Genomic DNA, 12351 nt, shown 5'->3' with positions numbered 1-12351 from the left:
ACTAAAAAAGCCCCGATATCATCATGATGTCGGGGCTTTTATTTATCAGCCGTAGGTAAGTGCTTGCTTACGCTTTATTGCTGAGCGTCAGTGCTGCTTTCTTACGATCGTTACGCAATTTGAAGCGGTAACCGACCAGCAGCGCCACAACCCAAACCAGACCGACATATAGCGACACGCGGGTATCCGGGAAGTAACCAATCAGCCCTATGATAAACACCAGGAAAATAATCCCGAAGACTGAGGTGTAAACGCCGCCACGTAGCGGGAATTCCAGCTCTTTGATCTGCTGTTTGCTGAGTTTGCGACGGAAACCGATCTGGGAGAACAGGATCATAATCCACACCCAGACGGTCGCGAAAGTCGCCAGAGAAGCAATCACCAGGAAGACATTGGACGGCATGATGTAGTTCAGATAGACCGCCACCAGCAGTGCGGCCATCATCACCAGAACGGTGACCCACGGCGTGCCGAGACGCGAAACTTTGCTGAACATTTTAGGCGCCTGCCCCTGCTCTGCCATACCGTGCAGCATACGGCCCACGCCGAATACGTCACTGTTAATCGCAGAAAGAGACGCGGTGATCACCACGAAGTTCAGAATGGTTGCTGCCGCCGCAATGCCCATGTGCTGGAACGTCAGCACAAACGGGCTGCCCTGCGTACCCACCTGATTCCAGGGGAAAATCGACATAATCACAAACAGCGTACCTACGTAGAACACCAGAATACGCAGCGGAACGGAGTTGATGGCTTTCGGAATGGATTTCTTCGGGTCTTCTGCTTCACCGGCGGTAATACCGATGATTTCGATACCGCCGTAGGCAAACATCACCAGCTGCAATGACAGGATCGTGCCCATGATGCCCTGGCTGAAGAAGCCACCGTTCGTCCACAGATTGTGGATACCGGTCGCCTGCCCGCCGTTGCCAATGCCCCAGAAGATAATACCGAAACCGGCAATGATCATGATGATGATGGTGAACACTTTGAAGAAGGAGAACCAGAACTCCAGCTCACCGAACACCTTCACGCTCACCAGATTGATAGCGCCGATTATCAGCACCACGCTCAGTACCCAGGTCCATTGCGGTACATCCGGGAACCACACGCCCATGTAAATACCGAACGCCGTAACATCGGCAATCGCGACAATCAGAATCTCAAAACAATACGTCCAGCCGGTGATGTACCCGGCCATCGGCCCGAGATAATCCTGTGCATAACGGGAAAACGACCCGCTCTGCGGATTATTAACGGACATCTCGCCCAGCGCACGCATGATGATAAATGCGATGATCCCGCCGACCAGATACGCCAGCAGCACGCTTGGCCCGGCCATTTTGATGGCATCGGCAGATCCGTAAAATAACCCTGTACCGATGGCTGATCCCAGTGCCATAAAGCGAATATGGCGCGTTGTCAGGCCACGTTTTAGCTTCGTGCCTGGCGCTTCTTTTTGCTCTGTTGGTTGTTCAGCTTCTTGCTGCATGTGCATTAACCCGTATGTTTTTTAAATATCAAAAATGCGTATTTTAAGAAATTAGCTTTTTTACCTGCCAATGAAAAAGCCACGGAAGATTCTCCGTGGCCTGATTGGCGAAACATTCAGCAGACTAATTATATTTTATGCCGTTGAACATTCACCAAATGATCATTGGTGCGCAGTGACGCTACGCGGACCGCTGATTTTGTCATAAATACCGGCCAGCACCAGCATTAATAATGACGGTGGTAACCAGGCCAGACCTTGCGCCGCCAGCGGCAGGTTCTCAGTCCAGGCGGGCATCAGGCCTGCAAAAGCAGAGGCTTTGATACCGTCAACAATACCAAAGACCAGGCTGACCACCATCACCGGCGCGACGATACGCGTGGTGCTGTTCCACCAGCGCAGGGTGAAGCTGAGAACAACCAGCGCAATACACGGCGGATAAATCGCAGTCAGCACCGGTACGGAAATCTGAATCAGATGGCTCAGGCCCAGGTTGGACACCAGCATAGAGAACAGACCCAGAATGAAGACCAGCGTTTTATACGACAGCGGCAGATACTGAGCGAAGAACTCAGCACAGGCGCAGGTCAGGCCAACCGCAGTGACCATACAGGCGATGAAAATCAGCGCGCCAAGGAAGAAACTGCCCACGCCACCGAAAGTATGTGCCACGTAAGCATGCAGGATCACCGCGCCGTTTGTTGCATTTGGCACCAGCGAGGCGCTGTTTTCACCGAGTTTGAACAGGCTCAGGTAGACCAGCATCAGGCCCAGACCGGCAATCAGACCCGCCAGAACCGTATAACGGGTCAGCAGTTTGGCATCGGTCACGCCGCGGGAACGTGCTGCGTTGACGATAACAATCCCGAAGACCAGCGCGCCCAACGTGTCCATGGTCAGATAGCCGTTAACAAAACCGCTGGAGAACGGCACCGTCTGGTAAGCGTCAACCGCAGGCATTGGCTGACCGGCAGGCCACAGGAGTGCCGCGATACCCAGTGCACCGAGCGCAACCATTTTCAGCGGCGCGAGGAAATGCCCGACGGTATCGAGCAGACGGCCCGGATACAGGGAGATACCAATCACCAGCGCAAAATAAATCACGCTATAAATCAGTAAAGGCAGCGGGCCGTCACCGGTCATCGGCGCGATACCTACTTCAAAGGAAACCGTTGCCGTACGCGGTGTGGCAAACAGCGGGCCCACAGCCAGATAACATACGGTCGCCAGAAGAATACCGGCACCACGACCAATTGGCGTACTCAGGGCGTCAACACCGCCACCGACGCGCGCAAGCGCAATCACGGTCATCACGGGAAGCCCTACCGCCGTGATCATAAACCCGGCAGCTGCCCACCAGACTTCATGACCGGCCTGCAAGCCAACCATCGGCGGGAAAATGATATTTCCTGCCCCGACGAATAAGGCGAAGGTCATGAAACCCAGCGCCAGAATATCTTTATTTGTTAAACGAGTACTCATGATTGGTGTCGTGTTGCCTGTTCAAATGAATAAAGTGTCCGCTGCTGTCGTTGCACCACGCCGTCAGAAGGATGAATGGCGTTGTCATAAGCCAGAGAGCACCAATGTGAGGATCGGAGTGAGCTAAGAATGCCTGATGGTTTGCAGATGATTACGTTGTTATTCAGCAGGAATCGAGCGACAGCGGGGCTTAAGGTAAACGTTTATAGCGCAGAAAGGCAAGCTGAGATCCAAAAAGCAGAGTGTTCAACCAGATTAATCTTCCAAAGCAGTAATAATCACTAAATACATCATGAAACACGCAATATGATATGTATGATTTTTGAACGAACAAAGCACAAGATATGCTCCGATGAGATCAAAAATGCGTGAAATCACCATTCAATGGTCATTTCACGCACAACACTCAGCATTTTTATGAGGCCAAAATCTAGCCTATTTTCGGATTTACCAGACGCGGGCCGCGATATCCACGACCAGTTTCAGTTTTTCCCACTGCTGCGCTTCGGTCAGGCTGTTGCCCTCTTCTGTTGAAGCGAAGCCACATTGCGGGCTCAGGCAGATCTGGTCGATATCCAGGTACTGAGCCGCCTCAGCCAGACGTGCTTCTACAGTCTTCGCCAGTTCCAGCTCACCGGATTTAGTGGTGATCAACCCCAGAACCGCCTGCTGATGGCCTTTTTTAATGAAGCGCAGGGGCTCAAAACCACCAGAGCGCTCATTGTCATATTCCAGGAAGAAAGCGTCGATGTTCACTCCGCCAAACAGAATCTCTGCCACCGGCTCATAGCCACCTTCAGAAATCCAGGTAGAACGGAAGTTACCACGGCAAACATGCAGGCCAATCACCAGATCGTCCGGTTTGCCGGCAATCGCTTTGTTCAGCACATCAGCGTAAGTGCGCGCTAACGCTTCCGGAGAGTCGCCACGTTCGCGGATTTGTTTCTTCTGATCTTCAGAACACAGATACGCCCAGACGGTATCGTCGAGTTGCAGATAACGACAGCCGGCATCGTAAAAGGCTTTGATCGCGTCCCGGTAAACCTGTGCCAGATCGTCAAAATAATCTTTCAGATCAGGGTAAACCTCTTTGCTGATGGCGTTACGGCCACCGCGGAAATGCATCACGCTCGGGCTCGGAATAGTCATTTTCGGCACAGCCGTTCCGCTGATGCTTTTCAGAAAACGGAAATCTTCCAGCATCGGGTGCGAACCAAAACCGAGTTTGCTCACCACTTTGATACTGCGCGCTTTCGTCTGTACGCCGTTAAACTGAATTCCCTGAACGGCTTCATAACCTTCCACACCTTCCAGGCCTTCGAAAAAGTCAAAGTGCCACCATGCGCGGCGGAATTCACCGTCAGTGACCACCTGTAAACCCGCTTCACGTTGCAAATCCACCACACGGCGGATTTCAGTGTCTTCCACCGCACGCAGCTGCACCGCATCAATTTCACCGGCCTGAAACTGTTTACGGGCTTCTTTAATTGCGGCCGGACGCAGGAAACTACCAACGACGTCAGCGCGGAACGGAGGGGTTGTACGTTGCATGAAAACTCCTTATGGCATCACGCCCTGGCGGAATGCGAATGATTTACAAAGTAAATAATTACGTTGCGTTATTTATAGACATCTGGATGTCTAAACGGCTTTAAGGCCATACTGTCATGCAGCCTGTTCACCTACAACAGAGGAATTTTCATGGGACGTGAAATAAATTCATGATCACGTTTGGAATTTTCATGACGCCGGACAATATTTAGTCAGTTGCTAACTATGGTAATATATACTATAGTTGTTTTTCCTAGGGATGATTACATGGTCTGTTTACGTATTTTCGTTACGGAAGACTTTCATGACTTTATGAAAGCGAGCAAATTGTCAGAAAAAGACGTGGTTAAGTCGGCAAATGAATTGGCGAACGGGCTTTACGATGCAGATTTATCCGGCAATGTTTTTAAAAAAAGAATTGCCCCATCAGGCAGATCGAAGTCAGGATTTGGGCGTGCGGTTATTGCCTTTCGCTTTGAAGAGAAAATCTTCTTCATGGCCGGATGGGAGAAGAAAAATGTCCATAAGTCCGGGCCAGAAATATCACCGGGAGCATTAAAGATATTTAAATCGCTTGCTCAGGTACTTTTGGATATACCTGATACGCAGCTAAATAAAGACTTAAGTTTGGGTCTGATCACCGAGGTAAAACCACATGGCTGATGAACTTCTTCTTAAAGCACAACGTATTGCGCAACAATTCCATGAATCTGGAACTGTTTCGCAAACAACCATGCGCGAAATAAACAAAATTGTTGATGAAGCTATTCAGGAAGAAAAACTTAAGGCTTTTGCAGAAAGCTCCGCCCAGCGTATCCGCGCGCTGCGGGAGAAAGAAAAGATCAGTCAGGGAGTTCTAGCCAGACTTATTAATATGTCCGCCAACAGCATTCAAAAGTGGGAGCGTGACGAAACAAAACCGACGGGTGCTGCGCTGATCTTACTGATGTTAATTGAAGAAAAAGGTCTGCAAGTCATCTGCTAGAAAGAAGCCACAGCGATTCACTGTGGCATCTTTTTTATCCTTTTACCGGGCTTGTGCTTGATTGTTCCTGAGGAACGATCAGTTTCGGTGCCAGCGTAAACATAAACCGGGTGCCGACGCCGACTTCGCTCATGACTTCGAGCTTCGTATTGTGGTGACTCAGGGCATGTTTGACGATAGCCAGCCCCAGCCCGCTACCGCCGGTCTGGCGTGAACGTGCTTTATCCACACGGTAAAAACGTTCAGTCAGGCGCGGTAAATGCTGAGGCGCAATGCCCGGCCCGTTGTCGCTTATCTGGAACTGCGCTCCGTGAGGGGTCTGCTGCCAGCTGACTTCAATACGGGTTCCTGTCGGCGTATGGTTCACTGCGTTATACACCAGATTCGATACGGCACTGCGTAACTGATCTTCATTGCCGAAAACTTTCAGCTTTTCATTTACGCGAAAGACCACTTCGTGGCGACCATTACTTAATGTCTGTACTTCACGTTCCAGCATGCCAAGCATTACCGGAATATCGACCTTCTCGTGCATATCAATATTGGCGGATGCTTCGATTTTCGACAGGGTCAGAAGCTGCTTCACCAGCCCGTCCATGCGCCGCGTCTGTTCCTGCATCGTATCCAGCGCTTTGGTGCGGAACGGCTCTTCCAGTTTAGCGTCTTCCATCATTTCCAGATAACCCTGCAACACCGTCAGCGGCGTGCGCAGTTCATGGCTAACGTTGGCAAAGAAGTTACGTCGCGCGCCTTCGAGCTGACGCATTTGTGTGACGTCACGCGCCACCATCAGCAATTGACCTTCGGAATAGGGCATCACGCGAAACTCAACATAATGCTCATTATTAAGCTGCAGGTTCAGTGCGCGGCTGAAATCACGCGTCTGGATCCAGGTGCGGAATTCCGGGTAACGCAGCAGGTTAAAGATGTGTTGTCCGTTATCTTCCGGCCAGCGAAATCCCAGTAAATCCTGTGCCAGGCCGTTACACCAGAAAATATTGCCTTCTTCTGTTGCCAGTACCACGGCATCGGGCAACGATTCTGCCCCGCTGCGAAAACGTTTGATCAACTGGCCCAGTTCACGCCGGCGGCGACGATTACGCATCTGCATCTGGTTCAGCCCGTAGAACAGTGGCTCCCAGCTCCAGCGGCCATTGGGGGGGGTAATGCTGCGGTCGAGCCACAGCCAGTGAGAAAGTTTGAGCTGGTTATAATAATTCCAGCCCAGTGCCGCAACCAGCGACACAAAGAGGAGCCAGCCGAAATGGCCGACAAATATACCGAGGATTAACGCTGGCAGGCAAAAGAGGAAAAATTCACCCGCCAATCGTTTCCATGACAAACGTTCTAGCACACAGATTCTCCGCTGTGGGGACTCAATAACGCGTTGAAAAACGGTATCCGGTTCCACGAACAGTTTGAATCATTCTGTCATGTCCACTGGTTTCCAGCGCCTTACGTAAACGACGAATATGCACGTCAACCGTGCGATCTTCCACATAAACGTTAGTGCCCCAGACGTTATTGAGCAACTGTTCCCTGCTATAAACGCGTTCTGAGTGGGTCATAAAGAAGTGTAACAACTTAAATTCTGTCGGCCCCATATCGAGCGCCTGCTCGTTTGCCATCACGCGATGAGACGACGGATCCAGGCTCAGCCCCTGCATGTCGATCACTTCTTCCACCGCCATTGGCGAAATACGGCGCATCACGGCTTTAATACGGGCAACCAGTTCTTTTGGAGAAAACGGTTTGGTAATGTAATCATCGGCGCCCACTTCCAGGCCGCGCACCCGATCTTCTTCTTCACCGCGGGCGGTCAGCATCATCACCGGAATTTCGCGGGTGAGGGCTTCACGTTTAAGGTGCTTAATAAACTGAATACCGGAACCACCAGGTAACATCCAGTCAAGCAGGATCAGTTCAGGATAAGGTTCGACCAACTGCCCGATTGCTGAGTCAAAATCTTCAGCTTCTACTGCCTGATATCCATTCTGTTCCAGTACAAAACACACCATTTCACGGATTGGAGCTTCGTCTTCAACCACCAGTATACGTCTTGCCATCGTAGGTCCTGCCAAAAGGTTAGCGATCTTTTATTTGATTGCGGGCGCCATTATGCGTCAGTTTTGTGACAGATTTATGAATAGAAATGATGGTTCATTTAAGGGAAATATGACAGAGGAATTCCTGTCATCTGCCTGAAATTGGTCTGATTTATCGGGGACAGCTTCCCCTGCCGACGTTTATACTCTGCCTCATCGTCGTCACACAAGGTTCACACGGGAGTCCCATGCGCCTGATCCACACCTCTGACTGGCATCTCGGCCAGTACTTTTTTACCAAAAGCCGCGCCGCTGAACATCAGGCATTTTTGCGCTGGCTGACCGGTCAGGTGCAGCAATATCAGGTGGACGCAGTGATCGTCGCGGGGGACATCTTCGACACCGGTTCACCGCCCAGCTATGCCCGTGAATTGTATAACCGCTTCGTCGTCGAACTGCAACAAACCGGCTGTCAGCTGGTGGTGTTGGCCGGAAATCACGATTCCGTCGCCACGCTCAATGAATCCCGCGAACTGCTTTCGTGCCTGAATACGCGGGTGATCGCCACCGTGGGCGAAAATCTGGATGAACAGGTTTTGGTGCTGAATACCCGCGATGGCCAGCCCGGCGCGGTATTGTGCGCCATTCCGTTTTTGCGTCCGCGCGATTTGCTGGCCAGCCAGGCCGGGCAGTCCGGCAGCGACAAACAGCTCGCCCTGCAGGAAGCAATTGCGGCGCATTATGACGCGCTGTATCAGGCTGCACAGGCGAAACGTCAGGAGATTGGCGTGCCACTGCCCATTATCGCCACCGGCCATCTGACCACCGTCGGCGTCAGTACGTCTGACTCCGTGCGCGACATCTATATAGGCACGCTCGACGCCTTCCCTGCGCAGGCTTTTCCGCCGGTAGATTACGTGGCGCTCGGACATATTCACCGCGCACAGTGCGTCGCAAAAACTGAACATATCCGTTACAGCGGTTCACCGATTGCGCTGAGCTTCGATGAACTCAGCAAAGCCAAAAGCGTTTACCTGCTTGATTTCGAAGGCGATAAACTTAACAGCATCGATACGCTGGAAATCCCCGTTTTCCAGCCGATGCAGATCATTAAAGGTTCGCTCGCAGACATCGAAAAACAACTGACGCAGTTTGCTGACGGCGATGCCGGTAAACCGGTCTGGCTGGATATCGAAGTCGCCACGCAGGACTATCTCAGTGATATCCAGCGGCGTATTCAGACGCTGACCGCAGATTTTCCGGTGGAGGTGGTTCTGCTGCGCCGCAGTAAAGAACAGCGCATCAGCAGCATCGAACAACAGGAAAAAGAAACGCTCAGCGAGCTGAGTGTCAGCGAAGTGTTCGAGCGGCGGCTGGCGCAGGAAACCGACCCCGACGAACCGCGTCAGGCGCGGATGCGCACACTGTTCGCTCAGGTCGTCAGCCAGGTCACCAGCGGCGAGTCCGCAGAGGATGCCGCACAATGAAAATTCTCAGTCTGCGTTTAAAAAACCTGAACTCGCTGGAAGGCGAATGGAAAATCGACTTCACCGCAGAGCCTTTTGCCAGTAACGGATTATTCGCTATCACCGGCCCGACCGGCGCGGGGAAAACCACCCTGCTCGACGCCATCTGTCTGGCGCTGTATCACCAGACGCCGCGCCTGAACGTCACGCCGAGCCAGAATGAGCTGATGACGCGACACACCTCCGAATCGCTGGCGGAAGTCGAATTTGAAGTCAAAGGCATTGGCTACCGCGCGTTCTGGAGCCAGCGCCGTGCTAAAAACTCGCCGGACGGCAATTTACAGGCGCCCAAAGTGGAACTGGCGCTGCTGGCCGATGGCAAAATTCTGGCCGACAAAGTGCGCGATAAACTCGATGCCATCGCCGAACTGACCGGGCTGGATTTTGGCCGTTTCACCAAATCAATGATGCTCTCACAAGGTCAGTTTGCCGCATTCCTGAATGCCGACGCCAACGACCGCGCGGAATTACTCGAAGAACTCACCGGCACCGAAATCTACGGGCAATTATCTGAGCGCGTGTTTGAGCAACATAAAGAAGCCAAAAATCAGCTCGACGGCTTGTATCAGCGGATGGCCGGTATCGAGTTGCTCAGCGAAGAACAGCGTCAGGCGTTCGAAACGGAACTGGCCGCGCTGAACGCGCAGGAAATTATCCTCAGCCAGCAGGCGCTGCAATGCCAGCAGGATCTGAACTGGCTGCAACAATGGCAACAGGTGCAGCAAAAACACCAGCAATCTCAGCAGCAGGTGACGGCGGCTGAGCAGGAAAACCTCGCCGCAGCGCCGCAGTTGCAACAGCTGGCGCGCAGCGAACCGGCTGAAAAACTACGCCCTCTGCTTAACGATCGCCAGCGCTGCCAGAAAGAAGCGTTTGATCTTCAACAACTTCTCGACCAGCTGGTTCAGCAACAGGAACAACAGGCAGCGCAGATGACGCCACTGGCTTTGGTGCTGGAGCAGGCGAAAGTCGCACGTCAGAAACAGGCCGAAGAGCAGCGCCAGCTTCAGACGCTGATGGACGAAAAAGTTCTTCCACTGGATAACGAGATTGCTCAGTGGCGCAAATCGCTGGCTGACACGCAGCAAGCCGTCAGTGAAGTGCAGAAACAAGTCAGCGAGCACAACTCGACGCTGGGGAAAATCACCGAAGAACGTCAGACACTGGAGGCCCAGGGTCAGCAGCATCAGGCGAAACACACCACGCTGACCGCTGCGCTTCAGGTTCAGCAACAAAATCAGGCCGGGCTGGAAAAACAGCATCCGCTGGCTGCCTTGCAGAAACGGCAATCTGAACTGGCGCAGCTGCGTCCGGTGCGTCAGCAGCTGTTTTCACTCGCACAAATTTTCCCTCAGCTCGACTCGCGTGTCCGTCAGCAGCATCAGGATTTTGTGCAGAATCAGACGGCGATCGCAGAGGAAGAACAACGCCTTAGCGCAATCCGTCTGCAATGCCAGAAACAGCTCGAGCATCTGAATGATGTCAAAGCGCGGCTGAAAAACGAGGAACTGATCGTCAGCCTGACGGCAGAACGCGCGAATCTGCAAAGCGGTCAGGCCTGCCCGCTGTGCGGCTCCACCTCACATCCGGCGATTGAAAGTTATCAGGAGATCAAACCGTCTGAAACGGCGCAGCGTGTTGAGAAAATGCAGCTGGAATTTGATGCAGCGAAAGCCAGCGGAATCGAACTGGCAGCGAAAATTAAAAGCCTGAAAGAACAGCAAACGCGCCTGCAAACGCAGCTTGAGCAAGATCAGCAGCAACTGAACGCGCATCTCGAAAACTGGCAGAAAATCAGCGCTCCGCATGGTCTGACCTTCACGCTGATGGATGCGCCGGACATTCACCAATGGCTGGCGTCGTGCGATCAGGAAGAACAGCAAACGCAGGAGGCCATCCGCCAGCATGAACAGTTGGCGCGCACGCTGCAACAGGCGAAAGACGCCCTCAGCGAAGCCGTCAGCGAGCAACAAAAAGTCCAGCAGCAAAGCGCATTGCTGGCGGAGCGTTTTACGCTGACGCAGCAAAACCTGGCGAAATATCAGGAACAGCTTGAACGTCTGCAAACCCAGTATGCGGATGGCGAGAAAACGCTGAAGGAACTGACGGCGCAGCGTACAGAACTCTTCGGCGACCGTCAGGTTACGCAGGTTCGCGAGCACTTACATCTGCAACAACAGGCCGCCGAAAAAGCCGTCAGCGAAGCCGAGACGGCCCTGCACCGGGCGCAGGAACTTCGCGACAAACTGGCCGGTCAGCTTGCCAGCACGCAACTGCAACATCAGCAGGCTACGGCGCGTCTGCATCAGGCACAAACAGACTGGCAACAGGCGCTGGCCGCCAGCGAGTTTGCGGATAAAGAGGCGGTGAAACTCGCCCTGCTCGACGACGCATTACGCCAGCAACTCCGGCAGCGTAAAGACCAGTTGCAGAAACAGCTGGCGCAGGCTCAGGCGCTGCTAAGCGACGCGAAAGAGACACTGGAGAAACAGCGGCTCGCACGCCCCGCGCATCTGAGTGAAAACGAAAGCGATCTCACGGCGCTGATGGCAGAGCAGGAATCGCTGTCACAAAGCCTGAAAGCGTTACAACAGCGCACCGGCGAAGTGAGTAATCAGCTTAAATCCGACAAGGAACGCAGCGGCAGCCAGCAGCAGTTGATCGCGCAGATTGCGCAGGCACAGCTGACCTGCGATGACTGGGGATATCTCAATCAGATGATTGGCTCCAGCGATGGCGCGAAATTCCGTAAGTTCGCGCAGGGACTGACGCTGGATCATCTGGTGTATCTGGCGAACCGCCAGCTGGAAAAACTGCATGGCCGTTATCTGTTGCAGCGCAAAACCAGCGACGCGCTGGAATTGCAGGTTGTCGATACCTGGCAGGCCGACGCCGTACGTGATACCCGCACGTTATCCGGCGGCGAGAGTTTCCTGGTCAGCCTGGCGCTGGCGCTGGCGTTATCGGATCTGGTAAGCGATAAAACCCGTATCGATTCGCTGTTCCTCGACGAAGGTTTTGGCACGCTCGACGCCGACACGCTGGACACCGCGCTGGACGCACTCGACAGCCTGAACGCTTCCGGTAAAACCATTGGCGTTATCAGCCACGTTGAAGCGATGAAAGACCGCATCCCAGTGCAAATCAAAGTCACCAAGGTTAACGGGCTGGGCGTCAGCCGTTTGAGCAACGAATTTAAAGTCTGATACCCCGGCATATCGCTAGTGAAATTGCTAGCGATATGCTCTGTAGTGGATCCTTTCTGTGACC

Annotated in this window: 9 protein-coding genes; 4 read left to right on the top strand and 5 right to left on the bottom strand. The window is 53.0% G+C overall.

What is annotated here, in order from left to right; genetic code table 11:
- Positions 1–67: 67 nt before the first annotated feature.
- From proY to CWS43_RS03555, 3 genes are all read right to left on the bottom strand, one after another.
- The gene (gene proY / locus CWS43_RS03565; RefSeq protein ID WP_101075461.1) at positions 68–1498 is read right to left on the bottom strand and encodes a proline-specific permease ProY; all 1431 of its coding nucleotides are present in this window, start codon (positions 1496–1498) and stop codon (positions 68–70) included.
- 156 nt (positions 1499–1654) lie between these two features.
- Positions 1655–2974, bottom strand: coding sequence for a branched-chain amino acid transport system II carrier protein (gene brnQ, locus CWS43_RS03560; RefSeq protein ID WP_101075460.1), 1320 nt, complete (start codon positions 2972–2974; stop codon positions 1655–1657).
- A 447-nt stretch (positions 2975–3421) separates the two neighbouring features.
- Positions 3422–4525, bottom strand: coding sequence for a cobalamin-independent methionine synthase II family protein (locus CWS43_RS03555; RefSeq protein WP_101075459.1), 1104 nt, complete (start codon positions 4523–4525; stop codon positions 3422–3424).
- Between the two features lie 267 nt (positions 4526–4792).
- Between CWS43_RS03555 and CWS43_RS03550 the strand changes: the two genes are divergently transcribed.
- Together CWS43_RS03550 and CWS43_RS03545 are read left to right on the top strand one after the other, a co-directional pair.
- The gene (locus tag CWS43_RS03550; RefSeq protein ID WP_101075458.1) at positions 4793–5188 is read left to right on the top strand and encodes a type II toxin-antitoxin system RelE/ParE family toxin; all 396 of its coding nucleotides are present in this window, start codon (positions 4793–4795) and stop codon (positions 5186–5188) included.
- The gene (locus CWS43_RS03545; RefSeq protein WP_101075457.1) at positions 5181–5510 is read left to right on the top strand and encodes a DNA-binding transcriptional regulator; all 330 of its coding nucleotides are present in this window, start codon (positions 5181–5183) and stop codon (positions 5508–5510) included. The genes CWS43_RS03550 and CWS43_RS03545 overlap by 8 nt, the downstream gene beginning before the upstream one ends.
- 34 nt (positions 5511–5544) lie before the next feature.
- Here the strand turns inward: CWS43_RS03545 and phoR are convergent, their stop codons facing one another.
- Together phoR and phoB are read right to left on the bottom strand one after the other, a co-directional pair.
- A complete protein-coding gene (gene phoR, locus CWS43_RS03540) occupies positions 5545–6864 on the bottom strand; it encodes a phosphate regulon sensor histidine kinase PhoR (RefSeq protein ID WP_101075456.1) in 1320 nt (439 codons plus the stop codon).
- Positions 6865–6886: 22 nt separating this feature from the next.
- A complete protein-coding gene (gene phoB, locus CWS43_RS03535; protein WP_013576682.1) occupies positions 6887–7576 on the bottom strand; it encodes a phosphate response regulator transcription factor PhoB in 690 nt (229 codons plus the stop codon).
- Positions 7577–7803: 227 nt separating this feature from the next.
- Between phoB and sbcD the strand changes: the two genes are divergently transcribed.
- Complete coding sequence (gene sbcD, locus CWS43_RS03530) at positions 7804–9042, top strand: exonuclease subunit SbcD (RefSeq protein WP_101075455.1); 1239 nt, start codon at positions 7804–7806, stop codon at positions 9040–9042.
- Complete coding sequence (sbcC, locus tag CWS43_RS03525; RefSeq protein WP_101075454.1) at positions 9039–12287, top strand: exonuclease subunit SbcC; 3249 nt, start codon at positions 9039–9041, stop codon at positions 12285–12287. The genes sbcD and sbcC overlap by 4 nt, the downstream gene beginning before the upstream one ends.
- Positions 12288–12351: the final 64 nt, after the last annotated feature.

The organism is Rahnella sp. AA, assembly GCF_002834385.1.
Taxonomy (GTDB): Bacteria; Pseudomonadota; Gammaproteobacteria; order Enterobacterales; family Enterobacteriaceae; genus Rahnella.
Note: the sequence above shows the minus strand (reverse complement) of the source record. Positions and strands in the feature narration are given on the sequence as shown.